The following is a 22,597-nucleotide window of genomic DNA, read 5'->3' on the forward strand; positions in this document are numbered from 1 at the left end:
AGGCCGCGACCGCATCGGCGCCGCCCTCCACGAGCTGGAGGAGGCCCGCTACCTGGCGTCGGCGGAGGCCAGCGGTCCGGGTGTCGCCGCGGCCGAGGCGGACGAGGAGGCGGGCAGCGGCTCGTGGTCGTCGCCGAGGACGGGCAGTACGCCGGTGCTCGCGGCGACGGCCACACCGCCGACGGCCAGCCCGGCCACCGACGCGGCCAGCCCCCAGCGCAGCGGCCGCGTCCAGCGGCCCCGCACCTGGTCGCGCGGCGGCGCCGCCCTGAGCCGTACGGCCCCGAGGTCGCCGCCGGCGCCCTTGGCGGACGGGGACGACAGCGCGGCGGACGTGCCGGCGGACTTCGCCGCCCGGGCCTCGCGGAAGGCGGCGAGCGCCGCTTCCTCACCCGGGAGCGCCGCCGGGGGCGCCGGGGCCGTCATCTCGGCCCGCACCGCTTCCAGCGCCGCGGTCAGCCGTCGGGCCTGCTCGCGCGCGTGATCGTCGACGGGGTCGACCGGTTCGCCACGCAGCAGCCGCTCCGCCGCATCCTGATCGAGCCACTCATCCCGCTCGTCGGCCATCACATGTCCTTCTGCGTCCGCGAGCGCCAATGCGTCACACCCGTACGCGCCACCGACCCGCGGTGCGGCCCAGGTTGGGGCGGTACGGCACCCAGCGGCGCCGCCGCGTCCGCGCCCATCAGCTCCGCCAGCCGCTTGAGCCCGCGGTGGGCGGCGGTGCGGACGGCGCCGGGGCGCTTGCCGAGCGTCTTGGCGGCGCTCTTGGCGTCCAGCCCGACGACGACCCGCAGGATGACGGCCTCTGCCTGGTCCTGGGGGAGTTGGGAGATGAGGTGCATGGTGTGGCCGGTGGCCAGGGATTCCATGGCCTCGTCCGCGGTGTCGGACTCGGCCGGCTTGTCGGTGAGTTCCGTCTCGTCACCGCCGACGGCGGGGCGCCGGCCCCGCATCCGCAGGTGGTCGAGCGCGCGGTTGCGGGCGATGCGCGCCGCCCAGCCGCGGAAGCGGTCGGCGTCGCCGCTGAACCGGTCGAGGTCGCGCGCGATCTGGAGCCAGGACTCGGAGGCGACGTCCTCCGCCTCCGCCTCGCCCACCAGCGTGCGTATATAGCCGAGCAGCCGCGGGTGCACGGCGCGGTACACAGTCCGGAAGGCGTCCTCGTCCCCGTCCTGCGCCGCGAGCACCGCGGCGGTCAGCTCCGCGTCGTCCCCCAGCACTCCCACAACCCGTTCGTCTTCGCGGCCGGCCACCACCGCCGCTCCGCCCAGCGCGCAGCAGCACGCTACGTGGTCCTGCGGCTTCACGTCCATGTCTTGTACAGCCTGCAACATCACACTGACAGACCGGGGTGTGACAGAAAACGCACGCGTGGCGCTGATAGGAGTACGGGGCCGTACCGCGGACCCGTGGACGGCGACCGGGGCCTCTCCTGTGGGGGGTGGCGGCCCCGGTCGCTTTCCTGAAGCCGACCTCACCGCCGCCCCCGGCGCCCTGCCCGCCGTCACGGCCGCTTCCCTCCGCCCGCCGGCTTTCCGCCGCCGCGGCCCTCGCCGCCGCTGCCGCCGCCACCGCCGGTCCCGCCACCGCCGCTCACGGCGCCGGTCTCACCGCCGGTCCCGCCACCGCCGCTCGCGGCACCCTTGGCCGGATTCGCCTCGGACCCGGTACCGGCTCCGGCACCGGTCCCCGACTTCGGCGGCCCCGCCTTCCGCTCGTCGCCGCCCGTCGCGGGCCGCTCCTCGCCCTCCCCGTCCGTGACCGTCCCGCCGGGGCTCGGCGCCTCCGGCGTACGCGCCGAAGGCGTGGGCGACGCGGCCGACCGCCCGGACTCCTGCTCCGTGACCGGCGACGCGGGCACCTCGCGCGGGGCCGTCGGCGCCGTCGAGGGCCGGGGCACGGAGCCGCCACGGCCGCCGTCACCGCCACCGAAGGGGGTCGGGATCGCGCCGGTCTGCGCGGCCACCGCGACCCCGCCCAGCAGCACCGTCGCCGCCAGCCCCATGGCCGCCGCCCGCAGCGAACGACGGCGCCGCAGCTCGGCGCCACCCGGCCGCCAGTCGTCACGCCGCCGGGCCCGGCGTACGCCGTGGGCGTGAGCGTGGGCGTGGCCGCCCGCGTCACGCGCCGCGCGGAAGGCCGCGAGCGCCCGCTCCTCCCGGACCGGATCGACGGTGTCGTCACCTCTCATGGCCGCCGCCCACAGCGCTGCCGCCGCCTCCGGCGACTCGTCCGGTTGCCGTCTCATCCCCTTGCTCCGCCCTGCGCCAGTCGCCCGGCGAGTCTCCGCAGCCCTCGGTACGCGGCGGTGCGCACCGCTCCGGGGCGTTTGCCCAGGACCCGCGCGGTCGCGGGCCCGTCCAGTCCCACGACGACCCGCAGCAGCACCGCTTCCGCCTGCTCGCGCGGCAAGCCGCGGATCAACGTGAGCGCCTGCTCGGTCGACAGGGACTCCAGCGCCGAGGCGGCCGTGTCCTGGCCGCCCGGCATGTCCAGTACGTCCTGCTCGATCAGCGTCGTGCGAGGGCTGCGCCGCTGCTTGCGCAGGTGGTCGAGCGCCCGGTGGCGGGCGATCGTCGCGGTCCAGCCCCGGAACCCGGCCCCGTCACCACGGAACCGTCCCAGATCGCGGGCGATCTCCAGCCAGGCCTCGGCGGCCACGTCCTCGGCGTCGTCGCCGACGAGCCCGCGCACGTAGCCGAGCAGCCCCGGGTGGACCAGCCGGTACGCCCGGGCGAACGCGTCCTCGTCCCCGCGCTGGGCGCGCTCGACGGCGGCGCCGAGCTCCGCGTCGTACGCGTCGTACGCCCCCACACTTCCCTCTTCGTGCCGACCGTTCCCCCTCCTAGCTCTGCGTGCGCGCGCCCGGAAGTGTCACAGCGGCCCCACGTACAACCGTTCGCGCGCGGGAGGAGTCTGCGCAGCCATGACGTCACCGGACTCCCACGTCTCGCGCTTCGCCCGTCTCTTCGGGCCTCCCCCGCAGGACGGAACCCCCGTCGCCATCGCCTGGGCGGCGGTCGAATCCTGGCTCGGGCTGCGCCTGCCCGCCGACTACAAGGCCATCGCCTCCGCCTACGGTCCGCTGGACATCGGCGAGCACCTGTGGCTGCACGTGCCGTGCGCTCCCACGGGGGCTCAGGCCTGGTACGACTACGGGCGCTGGCTGGAGGAGGAGCGCCGGGAAGCGCCGGGCGTACTGCCCTTCGCCGAGACGCGGACCTCGGACGTCCTGTACTGGGACACGACCGCGTCCGACGACCCCGACGCGTGGCCGGTCGTGATGCTGCGCCGGGACGCGGACTCCTGGGTCCGGTTCGGCACGCCGCTGCTGCCCGCCCTGGAGCGTCTCGTCGCCGAGGGGCTGCGCCCCACCCTCGCCCGCACGGCCTACCTCACGGAGCTCGACCCTGCCCCGTGGACCCCGCCGCCCCCGCGCCCGGCGCCGACGCCAGAGCAGCGGGCGGCGCTCGCGCAGGGCGCGGGCCTGGAGACCCTGACCGCCCTCGTACCGCCTCCGGCCACGCCGTTCCTCGGTGACCGCACGTGGGAGTGGCTGTACGAACGCCTCGGGACGAGGCTGCCCACGGAGTACGTGCAGCTCATGGAGACGTACGGGGCCGGCTGCTGGACGGAGTGGCTCCGCTTCAGCGTCCCGCTCGGGACGGACCAGTACGACCTGGCGCCGTGGGCGGAGTGGTACCACGACACCTACCGGGGCCACCGGGAGCGGTACCCGGAGTTCAACCCGCTGAGGGTCTGGCCGGAGGCGGGCGGCTTCCTGCCGTTCGCGAACTCCATCGACGGCGACCAGCTGTGCTGGCTCACCGAGGGCGACTCGCCGGACGACTGGCCGCTGATCGTCGTCCCGCGCCACGCCAAGCAGGGCCCGCCGCTGACCGGCACGCTCACCGGGATCCTGCTGGAGTGGCTGCGCGGCCGCTTCCGTACGGAGGGCCTGCCCGGCCTCGGGCGACCGGACGAGGACCCGCTGGACTACATCGGCTTCGAGCCCCGTACGCGCGCCGCGAACTGAGCCGCTCGCGGCGCGCTGTTACGTCAACGGGTCGTGGCGTACGAGACGAAGGAGGACCACGCGCCGGGCGTCAGCGCGAGCTGGGGCCCGGCGGGGACCTTGGAGTCACGGACGTGGATGGTGGAGGGGCAGGCGGCGACCTCGACGCAGTCGTCGCCCGAGCCGCCGCTGTAACTCGACTTGTGCCAGGAGAGGGCGACTTCGACGCAGTCGTCGCCCGATCCGCTGCTGTAGCTGCTCTTGAACCAGGCCAGTTCGGTGGTGCTCATAGCGCTCCTCGCAGTCGCATCAGCAGACCCCTGGAGTCGTCCGGGGTGAGGGCCTGCGACCGCAGTTTCCCATAGCGCATCTGAAGCACGCTGATCGTTTTGGTCTCGTAGACGAACTGCCCGTGCTCCTGCCCCTCCAGATAGGCGAGCCACTCGTGCTCCGGCGTCTCGGCGAGCCTTATCGGCCCGTGCAACGCCGCGTGATGCCCCCGATTCAGCGGCAGCACCTGCACGTCCACGTTCCGCAGCTCCATGACCTCCAGCACGTGGTCCAGGAGCTCCCGCGTCACCTCCGCCCCGCCCACCTCGTGCCGGAACAGGTGCTCCTCGATGATGAAGCTGTACGCCGTGTTCGGCCGCTCCCGCAGCAGCCGTTGCCGGTCCTGCCGCGCTTCGAGCTGCGCCTCGATCTGCTCGTCACTCAGCGGCGGCAGCTGCCCCTGGAACAGCACCCGCGCGTACGCCTCCGTCTGCAACAGCCCCGGCACGACCCTCGGTTCGTACGTGTCCAGGCTCAGCGCCGACGCCTCCAGCAGCGCCCACTTGTGGAACCAGACCGCGAGCCCCGGCTTCCGGGTGAGGTGCCGGTACGCCTTGCGCAGCGCGCCGAAGGCGTCCAGGACCTCCTCGACCTTCTCCACGAACTGCCGGGTCGGGAAGCGTCTGCCCTGCTCGACGGAGGCCAAGTAGTGCACCGAGTAGCCCAGCAGGGGCGCCAGCGACTCCTGCGTGTAGCCCTTGTTCTCGCGGAAGGCCTGGAGTACGGCGCCGAAGGTCTTGAGACTCTCGGACCGTTCGGCGGGTTCGGTGGTGCTCTCTGTCATCCGGTGACCCCCGGGTCGTTCGCGGTTCCACCCCGTGTGAGTCCCCATGCTCACAGCCCGCGTCACCCGGCGTCCACTCTTCGCACTCGTACAGTCACGGACTGTACGGGTCAGTCGTCGTCCGGTACGGGCTCCGCCCACGCCGCGTACCCGAGCACCGGCGCGCCCTCGCCGAGGTCCACGCGCACCCTGAGCCCGTAGTGGACGCGGTACGCGAGGCCCTCGACGTCGACGAGGCCGCACTCCGTGCCGCCGTCGCGCGGCTCGCGGAAGCCGGTGGACTCCGTCACGTCCCAGCCGGCCTCGCGGGCGCGGTACACCCACTCCTGGTACGCCTCTTCGTTCCCGCCCGTGTCCGGGTCGGTGTCACCGACCCGGACGACGATCTCCACGGGATCCAGCCGCCGATGCCGCGCCATCCGCGCACCTCCCGCCGTACAGGACCTGCCCTCTCCTGTACGACGGGTCCCCCTCATCGAAGGGACTACGCGGCGTCCGCGGGAAGCTCCTCGGACGCGAAGCCGTCCTCCTCCGGGAACTCCGCCCCCGGGAACTCCTCCTCGGTGAACTCCTCGTCCTCCTGCATGCCGCCGAGGAGGCCGCCCATCATCTCGTCGAGCTTCAGCTCGGTGGCTCCGGCGGGAGCGGTCGGCTTCTCGCCCGAGCTCATCTTCAGCACCAGGCCGAACTTCTTGACCTTGGCGTTCTCCGCGAGCTTGGCGAGGTCGACGTACACCTCGGTCAGGTCGCCGTTCTTGAGCGTGAAGTCGGCCGACACCTTCTGGTTCGGGATCTCCTTGAGCTCCTTCTCCGTCGGCATCTCCTGCATGCCCGGCGGCAGGTCCTTCTCGAACTTGCGGACCTGGTTGACGAGGTCGGTGACCAGCGTGCGGAAGGGCGCGACGGCGGTGATGTGCTCGGTGCCGTCCTTCTCGCCGGAGGCCTTGAAGTCGACGTCGCGGGCGAAGACCTTGCGCAGGGCGTCGAGGAGCTTCTCCTGCGTCTTGGCGTCGAGGGAGGGCTGCGGGGAGGGCTTTCCGGCCGTGTCCGGGTTCAGCTCGGACTGCGCCTTCTCCATCTCCGCCTTGTTGATCTTCACCCACTTGCCCTCGAGGGCCTGCTTGAGCGCCCCGGCCTCGGGGGGCAGCTCGTCGGCGTTCGGCAGGGGCGCGTCGAAGGCCTTCGCGAGGGCCTTCGTGTCGCTGCGGAGGTAGATGTAGTCGCCGACGAGCCGGTACTCGACGAGGTCGCCGTCCGGGTTGGTGACCTTCATGGCCATGCCGACGAGGTCCTTCTCGTCCTCGGATTCGGCCAGCGGCTTCTTCGACTCGATGGTGACGGAGATCTTCGCGCCGCTGAACAGCTTCGCCGCCTCGTCGGGCAGCTCCTCGCCGGGCTCGGGGTCGGAGGACTCGTCCATCTCCTTCAGGGTGGCGGCGTCGGCGTCCAGGTCGAGCTCGAAGGAGAGGGACTTCTCCTTGCCGAGCTTCTCGAAGGCCTTGTCGAGCTTCTGTCCGGCGGAGAGCTGCTCCACCGTTCCGCAGGCGGCCGCGCCCGCCAGCACGGCGGTGACGACGGCGGTGGCGGTCAGGGTCTTGCGTATGCCTGTAATGATGATCTCCTCGTCAGTGCGATCACCGTGTGATCACCCAGAAGACTCACCATGCGGCCAAAGAGTTGCCCGGCTCAAGGGATTTCTACGCGGTCCGTGCGCGCCGGGAGACGACCGCGCGCAGCACCCGCTGCCCTTCGGCGGAGATGTCCCGGGCCAGGCGCAGGCCGCCCGGGCCGGCGGTCGCGAGGAGCTCCAGGACTCTTGCCTGGCGGCGCAGTTCACCGCTGACCAGGGGTCCGGCGCCGCCGGTCTCGCCCGCGCGGTAGCGGTCCGGCGCGCCGGTGGAGGTGGGCTCCAGGTCCTGGTGGAGGGCGAGCGCCGTGCGGGAGCAGGCGTCGGCCCAGGCGTGGAGCGGCGTCCGGGCCCACGCGGAGGGCGCTTCGTCGAGCATCGTCCGTACGACCGCGCCGGTCGCGTCCGCCGGGTCGCCGCCCTCCGCCACGGCCTGCCGGGCCTCCGTGAGCCGGCGGTCCCAGCCGTCCTCACCGCGCGCGACCGCGGCCCACAGCGAGCGGAGGACCTCGGCGGCGGGCGGCGGGTCGAGGAGGGGCACGCAGCGGTCGAGGCAGGCCAGCGCGGACGCGGCGAGCCCGCGCTCGTCGGCGCGCGACATCAGGTCCACCAGGCTCGGGTTCGGGCTCAGGGTCATGGGGGTCGTCTCCCGTCGCGGACGCGGTACTCCCCTTACTGCGCCGCCCGTCCGGAATTCGTCACTCGCGGTGCACGGGCAAGATCGTTTCCGCAACCGCCCGGCCCCGCGCGGCCCGCACCACCGCGCCCCAAGGCTCCGTCAGCCCAGCCTGCCCGCCAGGTTCCTGAACGCCTCCCAGGTCAGCGGGGGCTTGTCGGGGTCCCAGAGCTTCTGGGCGGTCGCGCGCAGCGGCATGCGGATGCCGGCCGCCACCTGGTCGGCGGTCTGGGCGTTCGCGAGGTCGCACCAGATGGCGAAGCTGCCGCCGAGGATCTGGTCGGAGTAGCGCGCCGGGACGGGGCTGGTGCCGCGGACGACGAGCGGGGTCCACTCCTGGTAGATGCGGCTGCCGGTGGGGTACGTGAACTGGTTCGGCTCGCCGAGGACGTAGTAGAGGTACTCGTCGTTGTAGTTGATCAGCCGGCGGCCCTCCTGGAGGTACTCGACCGGCGGCCGCGCGCCGATCTCCTTGCCCGTCCAGTAGGCGACGTCGACGTCCTTGGCGGGCGTCACCACGCCGCCCCGGAAGAACCCGTCGTTCCACGCGCGCATCCGCTTGTCCGTGGGCCGCACCACCGCCGCCCGGTCGTTGAGCCAGCCGGTGGCGAGGTCCTGCACGCGGGCGTTCGCGCCGTACTTGCGGCGGGCCTCGGCGGCGAGGCCCGGGTACGACGCCTCGGGGTCGCGGGCCATGAGCGCCACGTACTCGTCGGCGCCGAGGTGCCAGTACGCGCCCGGGAACAGCTCGGCGTACTCGCGCAGCAGTTCGTCGACGATGCGGGCGGCGGCCGGGTTGGCGATGTCGACCGCGCCGCGCGGCGCGGAGCCCGCCGCGCTGCGCAGCTGGAGCGAGGGGTGCGCGGCGATGACCGCGCCGAGGTGGCCGGGCGAGTCGATCTCGGGCACGATCTCGATGTGCAGGCTCCGGGCGAGGGAAACGATCCGCCGCACCTCGGCCTTGGTGAGGTGCTCGCGGGCGACCACCTCGGGGTGCGAGGACGACTCGATGCGGAAGGCCTGGTCGTCGGAGAAGTGCAGGCCCAGCTGGTTCAGCTTGAGGTCGGCCATCTCGCGCAGCCGCGCCTCGATCCACGCGGCACTGAAGTGCTTGCGGGCGATGTCCACCATGAGGCCGCGCTGCGGCTTGCCGGGCCGGTCGCGGATGACGCCCTCCGGCACGGCGCCGCCGGAGCGCAGCGCCTGCTTCAGGGTCCGCGTGCCGTAGAAGACACCCGCCTCGTCGGGGCCGCTGATCCGTACGCGGTCGTCGCGCGTGGTGAGCGTGTACGACTCGGCGCCGCCGCTCTGCCCGGTGCGCAGCGCCAGCTCGACGTCCCCGGCGCGGGCCGCCGCCTCGCCCCGGTAGGCCGCCTTGAGCTCGCGGGCGAGGAGGCGCCCTTCGTCGGCGAGGGCGCCGCTGCCCTTGGCGAGGACGACCGCGGTGCCGGAGCGGGGCTTCCAGCCGGGGCCGCGGGCGGGCTCGTGGTCGCGTACGGCGGGGATGGTGCGGGGCTCGGAGGAGAGCGGGAAGCTGCGGGTGGGGGTCGGGCTCGGGGACGGAGTCCTGGGCTGCCCGGGCGTCGTGGGCGCCGTGGTGCCCGGCTGCGCGCGGGTGGCCCCGGTGGTGGCGGCGGCCCCGCCGTCGCCGTCCGCGCACCCCCCGAGGGCGAGCGACACCGCGACCAGGCCGGCCAGCCCGCCGGTCCACCGCGGGGCCCGGCGCCGGGGCGGGCGTCCGCCGGGGCGGGCGGCGGTCGGATCACCGGCCGCGCCGCCACCGAAGCCGTCCGTCGAGTTCCGCGTCGAGTGCCACGCCAGGTGCCACGTCAGATGCCGAGTCACGCCGCTCACGCGACCATCTCCTGTCGCTTTCGTCCAGCATCTCCACGGAAACTCTCCCGTCTGGGTGAAGTTCTTGCATCTCTCGGACACCTTCCGCTCACCCTGTGTAAGGCTGTGACCACCCCTCACATCAGCCCCGCACACCCCTCCCGCTGCTCGTTCGAGGAGCCCACGATGGCCACCGAATCCACCGCAGGCACCCCGAAACGCCCCCTCGCCATACCCCGCGGCCGCCCCGCCGCCGACGGACTCGCCGCTTTCAACACCGCCGCGCCCCGTGACGTCGAGGCCGCGCTGCTCGCCTGCTGCGGCAGCCGCCTCTGGGGGCGGCGGGTCGCGGCGCACCGGCCGTACCCCACGCTCGACGCGCTGCTCGCCGCCGCCGACGAGGCCGGGTACGACCTGTCGGCCCCCGACCTGGACGAGGCGCTCGCCGACGAGACCCCGCCCGTGCTGCCGCCCGGCACGCCCGGGGCCGCGCACACCGCGCTGGAGGCCGCCCACACCGCGTACGAGCAGCGCTTCGGGCACGCCTTCGTGATCTGCCTCGACGGGTACCGCCCCGAGGAGCACGTCGACCAGGTGCTGGCCGCGATCCGCTGCCGGCTGGGCCACGCGCCCGACGAGGAGCGCGCCGTCGCCGCCGACGAGCTGCGCCGCCTGGCTCGTGCCAGATTGTCCCGCCTTGTGGCGGATTCCGGGCGCCCGGATAGCCCGTCCGTGCTCGTTTGATTGCCTGTTTGATCACACTGGCGGACCCCGGGCGAGCGAACCGACAAAGCGTCGCTACGATGACCGGGGCCGGTGGACCGTACCCGGCCGGGCCAGACCGACAGAGAAGCCGGCCGGCCCCAATCCCGCTCCCGGAGGGTTTTTCCGTGCCGGCTGGAACGCTGTACCGCGGCCGGGAAGGCATGTGGTCGTGGGTGGCTCATCGAGTCACCGGCGTCCTCATCTTCTTCTTCCTGTTCGTACACGTACTGGACACCGCTCTCGTCCGCGTCTCGCCCGAGGCCTACGACGATGTCGTCGCCACGTACAAGACGCCGCTCGTCGCGCTGCTGGAGTACGGCCTCGTCGCGGCCATCCTCTTCCACGCGCTCAATGGTCTCCGCGTCATCGCCGTGGACTTCTGGTCCAAGGGCACCCGCTACCAGAAGCACATGCTCTGGACCGTGATGGCCGTCTGGGTGGTGCTGATGGCGGGCGCCATCTACCCCGTCCTCGGCCACGCCGCACGTGAACTGTTCGGGAGCTGACGCCAGACATGTCCACTGACACCCCCACTTCCGCGGTCGGTCCCGTCGAGGGCGTGAGCCTCTACGACGTCGACCACCCCGCCCCGCTCATCGAGCCGCCGCGCCAGCGCACCAAGAAGACGCCGAAGTCGACGCGCGGCAACTTCGAGATGGCCGCGTGGCTCTTCATGCGCCTGTCCGGCGTGGTCCTCGTCGTCCTCGTCATCGGCCACCTGCTGATCCAGCTCGTGCTGGACGGCGGCGTCTCCAAGATCGGCTTCGCCTTCGTGGCCGGCCGCTGGGCGTCCCCGTTCTGGCAGGTCTGGGACCTGCTGATGCTGTGGCTGGCGATGCTGCACGGCGCCAACGGCCTGCGTACCGTCATCAACGACTACGCCGAGCGCCCGAACACGCGCCTGTGGCTCAAGGGCCTGCTGTACACCGCCACGGTGTTCACCATCCTTCTGGGCACGCTGGTGATCTTCACCTTCGACCCGAACATCCGCTAGGCACGGGGCTGAGGAAATCCGCATGAAGATCCACAAGTACGACACCGTCATCGTCGGCGCCGGCGGCGCGGGCATGCGCGCCGCCATCGAGGCGACGAAGCGCAGCCGTACCGCCGTGCTGACGAAGCTCTACCCGACCCGCTCCCACACGGGCGCCGCGCAGGGCGGCATGGCCGCCGCGCTGGCGAACGTGGAGGAGGACAACTGGGAGTGGCACACCTTCGACACGGTCAAGGGCGGTGACTACCTGGTCGACCAGGACGCCGCCGAGATCCTGGCGAAGGAGGCCATCGACGCCGTCCTCGACCTGGAGAAGATGGGCCTGCCGTTCAACCGCACCCCGGACGGCACCATCGACCAGCGCCGCTTCGGCGGCCACTCCCGCAACCACGGCGAGGCCCCGGTCCGCCGGTCCTGCTACGCCGCGGACCGCACCGGCCACATGATCCTCCAGACGCTGTACCAGAACTGCGTCAAGGAGGGCGTGGAGTTCTTCAACGAGTTCTACGTCCTGGACCAGCTGATCACCGAGGTCGACGGCGTCAAGAAGTCCGCCGGTGTGGTCGCGTACGAGCTGGCCACCGGTGAGATCCACGTCTTCCAGGCGAAGGCCGTGATCTACGCGTCCGGCGGTACCGGCAAGTTCTTCAAGGTGACGTCCAACGCGCACACCCTGACCGGTGACGGCCAGGCCGCCTGCTACCGCCGGGGCATCCCGCTGGAGGACATGGAGTTCTTCCAGTTCCACCCGACGGGCATCTGGCGCATGGGCATCCTGCTCACGGAGGGCGCCCGCGGTGAGGGCGGCATCCTGCGCAACAAGGACGGCGAGCGCTTCATGGAGAAGTACGCGCCCGTCATGAAGGACCTGGCGTCGCGCGACGTCGTGTCCCGGTCCATCTACACGGAGATCCGCGAGGGCCGCGGCTGCGGCCCCGAGGGCGACCACGTCTACCTGGACCTGACGCACCTGCCGCCGGAGCAGCTGGACGCCAAGCTGCCGGACATCACCGAGTTCGCCCGTACGTACCTCGGCATCGAGCCGTACACGGACCCGATCCCGATCCAGCCCACCGCGCACTACGCCATGGGCGGCATCCCGACCAACGTGATGGGTGAGGTCCTCAGCGACAACACCACCGTCGTGCCGGGTCTGTACGCGGCCGGCGAGGTCGCGTGCGTGTCGGTGCACGGCGCCAACCGCCTGGGCACCAACTCGCTGCTCGACATCAACGTCTTCGGCAAGCGGGCGGGCATCGCCGCCGCCGAGTACTCGGCGAAGGCCGACTACGTCGAGCTGCCGGAGGACCCCGCCTCCTTCGTCCAGGAGCAGGTCGAGCGGCTGCGCGACTCCACCGGCACCGAGCGGGTCTCCGTACTCCGCAAGGAGCTCCAGGAGACGATGGACGCCAACGTGATGGTGTTCCGCACCGAGCAGACGATCAAGACCGCGGTCGAGAAGATCGCGGAGCTGCGCGAGCGGTACAAGAACGTGGCGATCCAGGACAAGGGCAAGCGGTACAACACCGACCTGCTGGAGGCCATCGAGCTGGGCAACCTGCTCGACCTGGCCGAGGTCATGGCCGTCTCCGCCCTGGCCCGCAAGGAGTCGCGCGGCGGTCACTACCGCGAGGACTACCCGAACCGCGACGACGTCAACTTCATGCGCCACACCATGGCGTACCGCGAGGTCGGCGACGACGGCACCGAGACCGTCCGCCTCGACTACAAGCCGGTCGTCCAGACCCGCTACCAGCCGATGGAGCGTAAGTACTGATGGCTACCCCCGTCATGGACAAGGCCGAGGCGGTGGCCAAGTCGGCCGCCTCGCCGTACATCACGGTCACCTTCCGGATCCGCCGCTTCAACCCGGAGATCTCCGACGAGGCGCAGTGGCAGGACTTCCAGATCGAGATCGACCCGAAGGAGCGCGTGCTCGACGGTCTCCACAAGATCAAGTGGGACGTCGACGGCTCGCTCACCTTCCGGCGCTCCTGCGCGCACGGCATCTGCGGCTCCGACGCGATGCGGATCAACGGCAAGAACAGGCTCGCCTGCAAGACGCTGATCAAGGACATCAACCCGGAGAAGCCCATCACGATCGAGGCCATCAAGGGCCTGACGGTCCTCAAGGACCTGGTCGTGGACATGGAGCCGTTCTTCCAGGCGTACCGCGACGTGATGCCGTTCCTGGTCACCAAGGGCAACGAGCCGACGCGTGAGCGGATCCAGTCCGCCGAGGACCGCGAGCGGTTCGACGACACCACCAAGTGCATCCTGTGCGCCGCGTGCACGTCGTCCTGCCCGGTGTTCTGGAACGACGGCCAGTACTTCGGTCCGGCCGCGATCGTCAACGCGCACCGCTTCATCTTCGACTCGCGTGACGAGGCCGGGGAGCAGCGGCTGGAGATCCTCAACGACAAGGACGGCGTGTGGCGCTGCCGCACCACGTTCAACTGCACGGAGGCCTGCCCGCGCGGTATCGAGATCACCAAGGCGATCCAGGAAGTCAAGCGCGCGCTGATCACGCGCCGCTACTGACCTCCCGGGGCACCGGCGAAGGCCCGTTTCCGTACGTGGACGCGTACGGGGACGGGCCTTCGTCCATTCCGGTGGTTTGGCCGAACTGCGCGTAGACCAATTAGGTGCCTCGGGCATGTAGTGGAGATCGGCACGGAGCACGACCGCTCCGCGCCGATACCCGCTTGTGAGGCCACCATGACGGAAACCGTCGCGTTCCCTCAGGACCGCACGTGCCCCTACCACCCGCCCACCGCCTACGACCCGCTGCGCGAGGCGCGGCCGCTTTCCCGGGTCACGCTCTACGGCGGCCGCTCGGTGTGGGTCGTCACCGGACACACCGCCGCGCGCAGGCTGCTGACCGACCAGCGCCTGTCGACCGACTCCACGCACAAGGCGTTCCCGATACCGACGGAACGCTTCGCCGCCGTACGGGACCGGCGCCGCGCGGCGCTGCTGGGGTACGACGACCCTGAGCACAACGTCCAGCGGCGGATGCTGATCCCCAGCTTCTCGCTCAAGCGGACGGCGGACCTGCGGCCGCGCATCCAGCGGACCGTGGACGAGCTGCTCGACGCGATGGTGGAGCAGGGGCCGCCCGCCGAGCTGGTGTCGGCGTTCGCGCTGCCGGTGCCGTCCATCGTGATCTGCGATCTGCTCGGGGTGCCGTACGCCGACCACGAGTTCTTCGAGGCCCAGTCGCGCCGGCTCCTGCGGGGCCCGACGGCCGAGGACACGGTGGAGGCCCGCGACCTGCTGGAGGGCTACCTCGGCGATCTGGTTGACCACAAACGCGCCAATCCCGGGGACGGCGTGCTGGACGACCTGGTCGCGCAGCAGCTCGCGGCGGGGCACCTCGACAAGCAGCAGGTCGTCGAGCTGGCCTCGATCCTGCTCATCGCCGGTCACGAGACCACGGCGAACATGATCTCGCTGGGCACGTACACGCTGCTGCGGCACCCGGAGCAGCTGGCCGAGCTGAAGGCCGACCCGGGTCTGATGCCGGCGGCCGTGGAGGAGCTGCTGCGGTTCCTGTCGATCGCGGACGGGATGCTGCGGGTGGCCACGGAGGACATCGACGTCGACGGGGTGACCATCCGGGCGAACGACGGCGTGGTCTTCTCCACGTCCGTCATCAACCGCGACACGGCCGCGTACGCCGACCCGGACGCGCTGGACTGGCACCGCTCGGCCCGCCACCACGTGGCCTTCGGTTTCGGCATCCACCAGTGCCTGGGGCAGAACCTGGCGCGGGCGGAGATGGAGATCGCGCTGGCCTCCCTCTTCGACCGGCTGCCGGGGCTGCGGCTGGCGGCACCGGCGGAGGAGATCCCGTTCAAGCCGGGCGACACGATCCAGGGGATGCTGGAACTCCCCGTGACCTGGTGAGTTGATGTCCGGTATGCGAATTTCCATCGACAAGGACGTCTGCATCGGAGCGGGCCAGTGCGCGCTGACGGTGCCACGCGTCTTCACCCAGGACGACGACGGCTTCGGCGAACTGATGCCGGGCGCCGAGGACGGCGCCGGCGAGCCTTTGGTCCGCGAGGCGGCCCGCGCCTGCCCCGTGCAGGCGATCACCGTCTCGGACTAGGAGGCTCAGGGAGGCGGCGGCCCCGGGGCCTTGGGTTCCGGGGTCGCCGCCTCGCCCTTCTCGGGATGCGGCTGTTCGGCGAGGAGCATGATCCGCCTCAGCATGGCGTTGAGGCCGGCACGCTCCTCCTCGTTGAGCACGCCGAGCAGCCGGTACTCCTCGTGGCCCACCACGTCCATCGCACCCCGCCAGGTCGCGCGCCCCTCGGCGGTGAGCTCGGCGACGACGCGGCGGCGATCGGTGGTGGAGGGGGTTCGCCGGATGAGGCCGCGTCGTTCGAGGATGTCGAGGCGGCCGGTGACGGAGGCGGGCGCGAGGTCCAGGTCGGCGGCGAGCTCGGAGGGCGCGGCACTGCCGCCGCGGCCGGCGAGCTTGTGCAGGGTGTCGAACTCGTGGCGCTCCAGGCCGAAGTCGAGGAGCGACTGCTCGCGCACGCGGCGCAGATGGACGGAGAGCTTCGCCATCCGCGTGACCGCGCCCTCGATGTCCGGGTCCAGGCCGGGGAGCACGGGCAGCCACCGCGCCACGTGCGCGTCGGTCCAGTCGCGGCCGGGGCCGGGGGCCGGGGCTTCCTCGCGGTTCGTCGGCTCCATGCGGTGATCGTACGATGCGGCGTTTGTATTTCGGTGGCGAATTATTCGGTACCGAAGTACTTTCCCGTTCATGCCGCACACCCCGCATCCGCCGCACCCCCTGAGCACGCGCCCCTTCCGCCTCCTCTTCGCCGGACGAGCCCTGTCCTTCGTCGGTGACGCCGTCATCCCGGCCGCCCTCACCATCGCCGTCCACCAGGCGACCGGCTCCACCTCCGCGCTCGCGCTCGTCCTCGCCTGCGCGATGGTGCCCAAGCTGCTCCTGCTGCCTTTGGGCGGCGTGGTGGGCGACCGGTTCAACGCCCGCACCGTCGCGCTCACCACCGATCTCGTGCGCTGCGCCGCCCAACTCCTCGTCGGCCTCGAACTGCTCAGCGGCCGGCCCACTCTGTGGGTCATCGCCGCCGCCGGGGCGGTGGGCGGCGCGGCCGGGGCGTTCGCGATGCCGACGACCTCGCCGCTGGTCACGGGGACCGTCCCGCCGGACGGCCTGGGGCGCGCCAACGCCGCCATGGGAGTGGCGGGGAGCGTCGCCCGCCTGGGCGGACCCGCCCTCGCCGGGGTGCTCGTCGTCACCAGCGGCCCGGGCTGGGCGTTCGTCCTGGACGCCGCGACGTTCGCGGCCAGCGCCGCGCTGCTCGCCGCCGTACGCGTCGCCCACGTGCCGGTGGGGCGGCGGCCGTTCCTGGCGGATCTGCGGGAGGGGTGGCAGGAGGTGCGGAGTCGTGACTGGTACTGGACCAGCCTGGTGGCGCACGCCGCCTGGAACGGCGCGGCCGCGGTACTCATGACCCTGGGGCCGGCCGTCGCACTGACCCGGCTGGGGGGCGCCGGCACCTGGGTGGCGTTCCTCCAGGCCGGCGCGGTCGGACTGCTCCTCGGCTCGCTGCTGGCGGGGCGCGTGCGTCCCCGCCGCCCGGTACTGACGGCGAACCTGGGCCTCGCCACGTACGCCCTGCCCCTGGTGGCGCTGGCGGTGGCCGCGCCCGCGCCGCTGACCATCGCCGCGTACGGCGTCGCGCACATGGGTCTCGGCTTCCTGTCGCCGGTGTGGCAGACCACCGTCCAGCGGGCCATACCGCCGCACGCGCTCGCCCGCGTCACGTCGTACGACTGGCTGCTCTCGCTCGCCGCCATGCCGCTCGGCTACGCGCTCGCGCCGCCCGCCGCCGCGCTGTGGGGGCCCCAGGTCCCCCTCGCGGCCGCGGCACTGGCCGTGGCGGCGCTGTGCGCCGGCACGGCATTGGTACCGGGGGTCCGGCGGGTGACGGGGGTCACCCACCCCGGCGTTGAACGTGTTCAAACACAGGTCTAGAGTCAGTCCTGCCAGCTTTTGAACGCGTTCAAGGGAGGGTGGGGCATGGACCTCACTGTCGTCGCGTATGTCGTCTACCTGCTGATCAGCGTCGCGCTCACCATCTGGGTGGCGCGCACCCTCAGCCGAAACGGGCGGATCTTCCTCGCCGATGTGCTGAAGGGCGACGAGAAGCTCGCCGAGGCCGTCAACCACCTGCTGGTGGTCGGCTTCTACCTCGTCAACTTCGGCTTCGTCGCGCTGTACCTCAGCCAGGACGAAGCCGTCGCCAACGCCCGGCAGCTGTTCGAGGCGCTCTCGGTCAAGCTCGGGGTCGTGCTGCTCGTGCTCGGCGTGATGCACCTGGGCAACGTGTACGTGCTCAACAAGATCCGCCGGCGCGGTGCCATGGAGCGCCAGATGGTGCCGCCGGTGCCGCCGCAGGGCTGGACCGCGCCCGTGGCCGGCGCGTGAGCCGGCCGTGACGACCGTCCGGGTGGCGCCGCGCACGCCCGTGAAGCGGCTGACCGTGCTGTACGACGCGCAGTGCTCGCTCTGCGTCCACCTGCGGCACTGGCTGATGCGCCAGCCGCAGCTCGTCCCGCTGGACCTGGTGCCCGCCGCCTCGGAGGAGGCGCTGCGCCGGTTCCCGGGGCTGGACCACCGGTCGACCCTGAGGGAGATCACCGTCATCGGGGACGCCGGCCAGGTCTACCGCTCCACCGCCGCCTTCATCGTCTGCCTCTGGGCGCTGGCGGAGTACCGGGCCAAGGCCAACTGGCTCGCCACCCCCGCCGGCCTGCCGTTCGCCCGGGCCACCGTCCTCGCCGCCGCCAAGTGGCGTGCGTCGACGACGGGGTCCGGCTGCGAGGACGGGCGGTGCGAGGTGCCGGGGATGCCCGGTTAGGCTCGGTCACCGTGATGGACGAGAAGGACGAGAAGCGCGAGAACCACGAGAAGGACGAGACCGACGTGACGGCCAGGGCCAACGCTCCGGAAACCAAGGACGTGAAGCCGGCGAAGGCTACGCCCAAGGTCCCCACGGCGAAGGCCGCCACGGCGAAGGCGAAGGGTCCGCGCAGCGAGCAGACCCGCACCCTCATCCTCGAAACCGCGCTCCGGCTCTTCCAGGAGCGCGGGTACGACAAGACGACGATGCGGGCCATCGCCCAGGAGGCGGGCGTCTCCGTCGGCAACGCGTACTACTACTTCTCGTCCAAGGAGCACCTCGTCCAGGGCTTCTACGACCGGCTGGCCGCCGAGCACGAAGGCGCGGTCCAGCCGGTCCTCGCGGGCGACCCGGACCTGGCCGTCCGCATCCGCGACTCCCTGCTGACCTGGCTGGACGTCGCGGAGCAGTACCACCGCTTCGCCGCCCAGTTCTTCAAGAACGCCGCGGACCCCGAAAGCCCCCTCAGCCCCTTCTCACCCGAGTCGGTCGCCGCGCGCGAGGCCGTGATCTCCATCCACCGGCGGGTCCTGGCCGGCTCCGACACGAAGACCGCGCCCGAGCTGGAGGAGCTCCTCCCCCAGTTGATGTGGCTGATGCACATGGGCCTGGTCCTGTACTGGGTGTACGACCGCTCGGACCGCGCCGAGCGCAGCCGCCGCCTCGTCGAGCGCACGGCGCCCATCGCCGCCCGCGCCATCGCGCTCTCGCGCTTCCGGTTGCTGCGGCCCCTGGTGCGTCAGGTGCACGAGGTGCTGGAGGAGTTCCTGCCCGGCGGGGTCACGCCTGCTTCGACGCCAGCTCCACCAGCGTGATGTCGGAGGGCGCGCCGACGCGGACCGGCGGGCCCCACGCCCCGGCGCCGCGCGACACGTACAGCTGGGTGTCGCCGTACTGTTCGAGCCCGGCGAGGGTGGGGTTGGCGAGATCCGCGAGGAAGTTGCCGGGCCAGAGCTGACCGCCGTGGGTGTGGCCGGACAGCTGGAGGTCCACCCCGTGCCGGACGGCGTCGTGGATGACGACCGGCTGGTGCGCGAGCAGCACGGCGGCGCGGGCCCGGTCGCGGTCGCCGAGGGCCCGTACGAAGTCGGGGCCGTCGCCGTAGTTCTGGCCGGCGACGTCGTTGACCCCGGCCAGGTCGAAGCCCGCGATCTCGACGCGCTCGTTGCGCAGCGGGCGCAGCCCGAGCTCGCGTACGTGGTCGACCCACTCCTCGGCACCGGAGAAGTACTCGTGGTTGCCCGTCACGAAGAAGGAGCCGTCGCGGGCGCGGAGCTGCGCGAGCGGCTCGGCGGCGGGGCCCAGGTTCGCCACGCTGCCGTCGACGAGGTCGCCGACGACGGCGACGAGGTCGGGCTGGGCGGCGTTGATCGCGTCGACGATCCGCTGCGTGTGGCCGCGCCCGAGGATGGGCCCGAGGTGGATGTCGCTCACCACCGCGATCCGGTACCCGTGCGCCCGGCGCCCCAGCTTGGCGAGCGGCACCGTCACCCGCTTGACGCGCGGCCCGCTCAGGACGCCGTGGGCGCCGTACCCGACGGTGCCGAGCGCGACCCCGGCCGCCGCGCCGCCGACGACGCGCGAGACGAACAGCCGGCGGGAGAGGGCGGGCGCCGGGCCTGCGACCTCGGCCACGACGGGCTCCGCGGACTCCGCAGGCCCGGCGGGCTCCGCCGCTGCGGCGGGTTCGGCGACTGCGGCGGGTTTCGCGGGCCCGGCGGCTGCGGCGGCCAGGACGGCTCCGGCGGCCCGCGCGGTCCCGCACACCGGGGCCGCGTCCGGCACGGGCTCCGGCCGGACCAGGGGCTCCGGGGCCGCGGTGGCCCTGCCCGCCCGCCGCTCCAGCCGGCGCCGCAGCAGCGGCCGTACCGCCTCGCCCACCACCAGCGCCAGCACCACGTACAGCAGCAGCGCCAGCCACAGGAAGCCCGGCCAGGCCAGCACGCGCTGGAGCCAGAACGGCGCGCCGGCCCGGCCCGCCGTCAGGGCGCCGAGCGACAGCAGCGGCAGCACCACGGCCGCCACCGTGCCCGCCCGCCGCGCCAGGCTGCCGGGCAGCGTCACATCGCGCACCAGGCGCCGCCACACGTACCAGTGCACCCCGCCCAGCAGGCCGAGCACCACGACGATCGACAGCGAGACGAGCAGCACGGACACGGCCCTACCCCCTAGGCGCGGCGTGAGCCGCGACGCAGTGCGCGCACGCCGCGCAACCCGATGACCCCGACCACCGTCCCCAGAACAAAGGACGTCACGGCGAGCAGCAGATGAACCCAGAAGTACGCCGTCGGGTCGCCCGCGTCGTCGAAGGCGAGCCCGCTCGCGTCCTTCCACAGGTTCTTGATGAAAGTGATCCAGATGACCCAGCTCCACACCCCGAACGCGAGCAGGAACCAGGAGGCGGAGCGGCTGAGCTTCATGGAGCCAGTATCGCCACCCCAGACGGCGTGCCGTGCGCCGGGTCGGGTGTGGGTGGTATCACCAACCGTGAACGTTCCCTGTACGTTCTCGATCGTGCCCGCTCTGAAAAAGACCGCGTTGACGGTCACCGCCGCCGCGCTGCTCCCCGCCCTCACCGCCGTCCCCGCGTCGGCGGACACCAAGGAGGACAAGCAGCCCAAGCCGCCCGCGATCATGTCCACGGTCGGCGGCAAGGCGCTCGGCCGCCCGGGCACGCAGGTCAACCTGGCGCCCGGCGTACCGATCCTCCCCAAGGAGGTGACGGGCCGCTCCTGGATCGTCGCGGACGCGGAGAGCGGCGACGTGCTGGCCGCGCACAACGCGCACTGGCGGCTGCCCCCCGCCTCGACGCTCAAGATGCTCTTCGCGGACACGCTGCTGCCCAAGCTCGACAAGGCGAAGACGCACGTGGTGACCCAGCAGGACCTGGCGAAGGTGGGCGAGGGCTCCAGCCTCGTCGGCATCAAGGAGAAGCAGACGTACACCGTCCACGACCTGTGGCTCGGCGTCTTCCTGCGCTCCGGCAACGACGCCGTGCACGTCCTGTCCGGGATGAACGGCGGCATCGAGCGGACCGTCAAGGACATGAACGACCGCGCCGACGAGCTCCAGGCGCTCGACACCCACGTCGTCTCGCCGGACGGTTACGACGCCGAGGGCCAGGTCTCGTCCGCGTACGACCTCACGCTCATCGCGCGCAGCGGCATGCAGAAGAAGGACTTCAGGGAGTACTGCTCGACGCCGCGCGCGCAGTTCCCGGGGGAGCTGAAGCCCGGGGACAAGAAGCGCGCGACGTTCGAGATCCAGAACACCAACCGGCTGCTCACCGGCGACCTCGGCGTCCTGCCGTACAAGGGCATCGCGGGCGTGAAGAACGGCAGTACGACGCACGCGGGCGCCACCTTCACCGGGGTGGCCGAACGCAACGGCAAGGTGTTGCTGGTGACGGTCATGAACCCGTCCGCGAAGGAGGGTCACGCCGTCTACAAGGAGGCGGCGCGGCTGCTGGACTGGGGTTTCGCGGCGGCCGGGAAGGTGCGGCCGGTCGGTGAGCTGGTGCCGCCGAAGTCGGCGCGTACGGGCACCTCGCAGCAGCAGCAGATCGACACGGGCAACGGCGAGGCCGCGACGAAGGCGCCGGTCACCGCGTCGCAGACCGGCAGCGGTGGCGCCGGGACGGCGCTGGCGGTGGCGGGCGGGGCGCTGGCGCTGCTGGCGGGCGCGGTGTTCCTGGTCAATCGCCGCTGGCCGCTTCCGGAGCTCGTGCGCCGTCGTCGTCAGCCGGAGGACTCGGCTCTTTAGCGTCCTTGGAGCCGGTCGCCGTCCAGGCGGCGCAGAACAGCAGCAGCTTGGCGGTGAAGTTGATCCACAGCAGCAGCGCCACCGGCACGCCGAAGGCGCCGTACATCGACTTCGCCGCCACGCCGCTCATGTAGCCGCCGAGCAGCAGCTTCAGCGCCTCGAAGCCGACCGCGCCGATCAGCCCCGCGACGACGAGGCGGCGGCGCGGCGGCTGCACGCCCGGCAGCAGCGTCAGGACGTACAGCAGGATCAGGAAGTCGGCGAGGACGGCGGCCGCGAGCGCGCCGGCCTGGAGGAGTACGCCGCCGACGCCGCTCCCGGGGATGCCGAGCCGCTCGGCGGTCCAGCCGACGGCGGTGGATCCGAAGGCCGAGGCGGCGAGCGAGGCGAGGCCGATGGCGCCCAGGCCCGCGAGGATGACCGCGTCCTTGCCCTTGCGGGCGAAGGGGTTCCCTTCGTCGCAGTCGTCGATGCGCCAGACCGCGCGCAGGCAGTCGCGCACGGAGCCGACCCAGTTGATGCCGGTGAAGAGCAGCAGCGCACCGGCGACCAGGCTGACCGTACCGGCGTTGGCGATCAGGGTATGGAGGTCGAGCTGGTCGGAGATGCCGGGGACCTGCTCGGCGAGCTCGCCCTCCAGGCGGCGCACCTGCTCGTCGCTGAGGAGCGCCGCGCCGACGGTGGCGGTGAGCGTGATCAGCGGGAAGAGCGCCAGGAAGCTGGTGAAGGTGATCGCGGCGGCCAGGCGGGTCCAGTGGGCGCGGTCGAGGGTCTCGTACGAACGCCACGCGTGCGTCCGCAGGAACCGCGCCGCCCACGGGCCGATGACGGGGAGTTTGGTCAGCCAGTCCATGGGAC

27 protein-coding genes are annotated in these 22,597 nt (G+C 72.2%); 13 read left to right on the plus strand and 14 right to left on the minus strand.

Translation table 11 applies throughout. The features are described from left to right. Positions 1-48 precede the first annotated feature (48 nt). The 4 genes from ABZX67_RS24820 to ABZX67_RS24835 all read right to left on the minus strand — a co-directional run bounded on the left by ABZX67_RS24820 (position 49) and on the right by ABZX67_RS24835 (position 2,817). Positions 49-567 carry a hypothetical protein gene (locus ABZX67_RS24820; RefSeq protein ID WP_355363771.1) on the minus strand — a complete coding sequence of 173 codons (519 nt, stop codon included), beginning with the start codon at positions 565-567 and terminating at the stop codon, positions 49-51. Further along, on the minus strand, positions 567-1,223 hold the full coding sequence (locus ABZX67_RS24825; protein ID WP_355363982.1) for an RNA polymerase sigma factor: 657 nt from the start codon (positions 1,221-1,223) through the stop codon (positions 567-569). The genes ABZX67_RS24820 and ABZX67_RS24825 overlap by 1 nt, the downstream gene beginning before the upstream one ends. A gap of 284 nt (positions 1,224-1,507) precedes the next feature. Then, the gene (locus ABZX67_RS24830; RefSeq protein ID WP_355363774.1) at positions 1,508-2,251 is read right to left on the minus strand and encodes a hypothetical protein; all 744 of its coding nucleotides are present in this window, start codon (positions 2,249-2,251) and stop codon (positions 1,508-1,510) included. Next, positions 2,248-2,817, minus strand: a complete 570-nt coding sequence (locus ABZX67_RS24835; protein WP_355363777.1) for an RNA polymerase sigma factor — start codon at positions 2,815-2,817, stop codon at positions 2,248-2,250. The genes ABZX67_RS24830 and ABZX67_RS24835 overlap by 4 nt, the downstream gene beginning before the upstream one ends. A 112-nt stretch (positions 2,818-2,929) precedes the next feature. On the opposite strand from ABZX67_RS24835, the gene ABZX67_RS24840 reads away from it, so the two are divergent. Beyond that, positions 2,930-4,039: an SMI1/KNR4 family protein gene (locus tag ABZX67_RS24840; protein WP_355363780.1), complete on the plus strand. Its 1,110-nt coding sequence runs from the start codon at positions 2,930-2,932 to the stop codon at positions 4,037-4,039. Positions 4,040-4,062: 23 nt separating this feature from the next. On the opposite strand, the gene ABZX67_RS24845 is transcribed toward ABZX67_RS24840, so the two are convergent. The 6 genes from ABZX67_RS24845 to ABZX67_RS24870 all read right to left on the minus strand — a co-directional run bounded on the left by ABZX67_RS24845 (position 4,063) and on the right by ABZX67_RS24870 (position 9,133). Next, positions 4,063-4,308, minus strand: a complete 246-nt coding sequence (locus tag ABZX67_RS24845) for a DUF397 domain-containing protein (protein ID WP_355363783.1) — start codon at positions 4,306-4,308, stop codon at positions 4,063-4,065. Beyond that, on the minus strand, positions 4,305-5,132 hold the full coding sequence (locus ABZX67_RS24850) for a helix-turn-helix transcriptional regulator (RefSeq protein WP_355363786.1): 828 nt from the start codon (positions 5,130-5,132) through the stop codon (positions 4,305-4,307). Before ABZX67_RS24850 ends, ABZX67_RS24845 begins: the two co-directional genes overlap by 4 nt. A 110-nt stretch (positions 5,133-5,242) precedes the next feature. After that, positions 5,243-5,551 (minus strand): hypothetical protein, encoded by a 309-nt coding sequence (locus tag ABZX67_RS24855; protein ID WP_355363789.1) that lies wholly within the window; start codon positions 5,549-5,551, stop codon positions 5,243-5,245. 65 nt (positions 5,552-5,616) lie between these two features. Beyond that, positions 5,617-6,666, minus strand: a complete 1,050-nt coding sequence (locus ABZX67_RS24860; protein ID WP_355363792.1) for a hypothetical protein — start codon at positions 6,664-6,666, stop codon at positions 5,617-5,619. Between the two features lie 163 nt (positions 6,667-6,829). Beyond that, positions 6,830-7,396, minus strand: coding sequence for a hypothetical protein (locus tag ABZX67_RS24865; RefSeq protein ID WP_355363795.1), 567 nt, complete (start codon positions 7,394-7,396; stop codon positions 6,830-6,832). A gap of 141 nt (positions 7,397-7,537) precedes the next feature. Beyond that, a complete protein-coding gene (locus ABZX67_RS24870; RefSeq protein WP_355363985.1) occupies positions 7,538-9,133 on the minus strand; it encodes a glycoside hydrolase family 20 protein in 1,596 nt (531 codons plus the stop codon). A 321-nt stretch (positions 9,134-9,454) separates the two neighbouring features. Here ABZX67_RS24870 and ABZX67_RS24875 point away from each other — a divergent pair, with 321 nt between their 5' ends. The 7 genes from ABZX67_RS24875 (at position 9,455) to ABZX67_RS24905 (ending at position 15,141) form a co-directional block, all read left to right on the plus strand. Continuing rightward, a complete protein-coding gene (locus tag ABZX67_RS24875; protein ID WP_355363798.1) occupies positions 9,455-10,012 on the plus strand; it encodes a 2-oxo-4-hydroxy-4-carboxy-5-ureidoimidazoline decarboxylase in 558 nt (185 codons plus the stop codon). A gap of 146 nt (positions 10,013-10,158) precedes the next feature. Beyond that, a complete protein-coding gene (gene sdhC, locus ABZX67_RS24880) occupies positions 10,159-10,539 on the plus strand; it encodes a succinate dehydrogenase, cytochrome b556 subunit (protein ID WP_355363801.1) in 381 nt (126 codons plus the stop codon). Between the two features lie 8 nt (positions 10,540-10,547). Then, positions 10,548-11,027 carry a succinate dehydrogenase hydrophobic membrane anchor subunit gene (locus tag ABZX67_RS24885; RefSeq protein WP_355363804.1) on the plus strand — a complete coding sequence of 160 codons (480 nt, stop codon included), beginning with the start codon at positions 10,548-10,550 and terminating at the stop codon, positions 11,025-11,027. A 22-nt stretch (positions 11,028-11,049) separates the two neighbouring features. Beyond that, on the plus strand, positions 11,050-12,804 hold the full coding sequence (sdhA, locus tag ABZX67_RS24890; protein ID WP_355363807.1) for a succinate dehydrogenase flavoprotein subunit: 1,755 nt from the start codon (positions 11,050-11,052) through the stop codon (positions 12,802-12,804). Beyond that, positions 12,804-13,568, plus strand: a complete 765-nt coding sequence (locus ABZX67_RS24895; protein ID WP_355363810.1) for a succinate dehydrogenase iron-sulfur subunit — start codon at positions 12,804-12,806, stop codon at positions 13,566-13,568. The genes sdhA and ABZX67_RS24895 overlap by 1 nt, the downstream gene beginning before the upstream one ends. 177 nt (positions 13,569-13,745) lie before the next feature. Next, on the plus strand, positions 13,746-14,936 hold the full coding sequence (locus ABZX67_RS24900) for a cytochrome P450 (RefSeq protein WP_355363813.1): 1,191 nt from the start codon (positions 13,746-13,748) through the stop codon (positions 14,934-14,936). 13 nt (positions 14,937-14,949) lie between these two features. Further along, the gene (locus ABZX67_RS24905) at positions 14,950-15,141 is read left to right on the plus strand and encodes a ferredoxin (RefSeq protein ID WP_355363816.1); all 192 of its coding nucleotides are present in this window, start codon (positions 14,950-14,952) and stop codon (positions 15,139-15,141) included. Positions 15,142-15,146: 5 nt separating this feature from the next. Here ABZX67_RS24905 and ABZX67_RS24910 read toward each other — a convergent pair whose 3' ends face one another. After that, on the minus strand, positions 15,147-15,734 hold the full coding sequence (locus ABZX67_RS24910; protein WP_355363819.1) for a MarR family transcriptional regulator: 588 nt from the start codon (positions 15,732-15,734) through the stop codon (positions 15,147-15,149). 70 nt (positions 15,735-15,804) lie between these two features. Here ABZX67_RS24910 and ABZX67_RS24915 point away from each other — a divergent pair, with 70 nt between their 5' ends. Genes ABZX67_RS24915 through ABZX67_RS24930 form a run of 4 tightly spaced genes read left to right on the plus strand, consistent with a single transcriptional unit; the run spans position 15,805 to position 18,792 of the window. Continuing rightward, entirely contained in the window at positions 15,805-17,049 is a 1,245-nt protein-coding gene (locus ABZX67_RS24915; RefSeq protein WP_355363822.1) for an MFS transporter, read from the plus strand. Between the two features lie 45 nt (positions 17,050-17,094). Further along, the gene (locus ABZX67_RS24920; RefSeq protein WP_355363826.1) at positions 17,095-17,502 is read left to right on the plus strand and encodes a hypothetical protein; all 408 of its coding nucleotides are present in this window, start codon (positions 17,095-17,097) and stop codon (positions 17,500-17,502) included. Between the two features lie 7 nt (positions 17,503-17,509). Continuing rightward, the gene (locus ABZX67_RS24925; protein ID WP_355363829.1) at positions 17,510-17,935 is read left to right on the plus strand and encodes a DCC1-like thiol-disulfide oxidoreductase family protein; all 426 of its coding nucleotides are present in this window, start codon (positions 17,510-17,512) and stop codon (positions 17,933-17,935) included. 11 nt (positions 17,936-17,946) lie between these two features. Then, entirely contained in the window at positions 17,947-18,792 is an 846-nt protein-coding gene (locus ABZX67_RS24930) for a TetR family transcriptional regulator (protein ID WP_355363832.1), read from the plus strand. On the opposite strand, the gene ABZX67_RS24935 is transcribed toward ABZX67_RS24930, so the two are convergent. Next, positions 18,758-20,128 carry a metallophosphoesterase gene (locus tag ABZX67_RS24935; RefSeq protein WP_355363988.1) on the minus strand — a complete coding sequence of 457 codons (1,371 nt, stop codon included), beginning with the start codon at positions 20,126-20,128 and terminating at the stop codon, positions 18,758-18,760. The two genes, ABZX67_RS24930 and ABZX67_RS24935, sit on opposite strands and share 35 nt — an antisense overlap. 17 nt (positions 20,129-20,145) lie before the next feature. After that, positions 20,146-20,397 (minus strand): hypothetical protein, encoded by a 252-nt coding sequence (locus ABZX67_RS24940; RefSeq protein ID WP_355363835.1) that lies wholly within the window; start codon positions 20,395-20,397, stop codon positions 20,146-20,148. A gap of 94 nt (positions 20,398-20,491) precedes the next feature. On the opposite strand from ABZX67_RS24940, the gene ABZX67_RS24945 reads away from it, so the two are divergent. Next, positions 20,492-21,739 (plus strand): D-alanyl-D-alanine carboxypeptidase, encoded by a 1,248-nt coding sequence (locus ABZX67_RS24945; protein ID WP_355363838.1) that lies wholly within the window; start codon positions 20,492-20,494, stop codon positions 21,737-21,739. Here ABZX67_RS24945 and ABZX67_RS24950 read toward each other — a convergent pair. Beyond that, complete coding sequence (locus tag ABZX67_RS24950; RefSeq protein WP_355363841.1) at positions 21,672-22,592, minus strand: YihY/virulence factor BrkB family protein; 921 nt, start codon at positions 22,590-22,592, stop codon at positions 21,672-21,674. The two genes, ABZX67_RS24945 and ABZX67_RS24950, sit on opposite strands and share 68 nt — an antisense overlap. Positions 22,593-22,597: the final 5 nt, after the last annotated feature.

The sequence above is a fragment of the Streptomyces sp. NPDC003036 genome, from assembly GCF_040611175.1.
In the GTDB taxonomy this organism is placed as follows: domain Bacteria; phylum Actinomycetota; class Actinomycetes; order Streptomycetales; family Streptomycetaceae; genus Streptomyces.

Excerpts from the sequence above, each read along its gene's own strand:
- ABZX67_RS24820 (WP_355363771.1), bottom strand. The coding sequence starts at position 567 with ATGGCCGACGAGCGGGATGAGTGGCTCGATCAGGATGCGGCGGAGCGG.
- ABZX67_RS24830 (WP_355363774.1), bottom strand. The coding sequence starts at position 2,251 with ATGAGACGGCAACCGGACGAGTCGCCGGAGGCGGCGGCAGCGCTGTGG.
- ABZX67_RS24840 (WP_355363780.1), top strand. The coding sequence starts at position 2,930 with ATGACGTCACCGGACTCCCACGTCTCGCGCTTCGCCCGTCTCTTCGGG.
- ABZX67_RS24845 (WP_355363783.1), bottom strand. The coding sequence starts at position 4,308 with ATGAGCACCACCGAACTGGCCTGGTTCAAGAGCAGCTACAGCAGCGGA.
- ABZX67_RS24850 (WP_355363786.1), bottom strand. The coding sequence starts at position 5,132 with ATGACAGAGAGCACCACCGAACCCGCCGAACGGTCCGAGAGTCTCAAG.
- ABZX67_RS24855 (WP_355363789.1), bottom strand. The coding sequence starts at position 5,551 with ATGGCGCGGCATCGGCGGCTGGATCCCGTGGAGATCGTCGTCCGGGTC.
- ABZX67_RS24865 (WP_355363795.1), bottom strand. The coding sequence starts at position 7,396 with ATGACCCTGAGCCCGAACCCGAGCCTGGTGGACCTGATGTCGCGCGCC.
- ABZX67_RS24875 (WP_355363798.1), top strand. The coding sequence starts at position 9,455 with ATGGCCACCGAATCCACCGCAGGCACCCCGAAACGCCCCCTCGCCATA.
- ABZX67_RS24885 (WP_355363804.1), top strand. The coding sequence starts at position 10,548 with ATGTCCACTGACACCCCCACTTCCGCGGTCGGTCCCGTCGAGGGCGTG.
- sdhA (WP_355363807.1), top strand. The coding sequence starts at position 11,050 with ATGAAGATCCACAAGTACGACACCGTCATCGTCGGCGCCGGCGGCGCG.
- ABZX67_RS24895 (WP_355363810.1), top strand. The coding sequence starts at position 12,804 with ATGGCTACCCCCGTCATGGACAAGGCCGAGGCGGTGGCCAAGTCGGCC.
- ABZX67_RS24900 (WP_355363813.1), top strand. The coding sequence starts at position 13,746 with ATGACGGAAACCGTCGCGTTCCCTCAGGACCGCACGTGCCCCTACCAC.
- ABZX67_RS24905 (WP_355363816.1), top strand. The coding sequence starts at position 14,950 with ATGCGAATTTCCATCGACAAGGACGTCTGCATCGGAGCGGGCCAGTGC.
- ABZX67_RS24910 (WP_355363819.1), bottom strand. The coding sequence starts at position 15,734 with ATGGAGCCGACGAACCGCGAGGAAGCCCCGGCCCCCGGCCCCGGCCGC.
- ABZX67_RS24915 (WP_355363822.1), top strand. The coding sequence starts at position 15,805 with ATGCCGCACACCCCGCATCCGCCGCACCCCCTGAGCACGCGCCCCTTC.
- ABZX67_RS24920 (WP_355363826.1), top strand. The coding sequence starts at position 17,095 with ATGGACCTCACTGTCGTCGCGTATGTCGTCTACCTGCTGATCAGCGTC.
- ABZX67_RS24940 (WP_355363835.1), bottom strand. The coding sequence starts at position 20,397 with ATGAAGCTCAGCCGCTCCGCCTCCTGGTTCCTGCTCGCGTTCGGGGTG.
- ABZX67_RS24950 (WP_355363841.1), bottom strand. The coding sequence starts at position 22,592 with ATGGACTGGCTGACCAAACTCCCCGTCATCGGCCCGTGGGCGGCGCGG.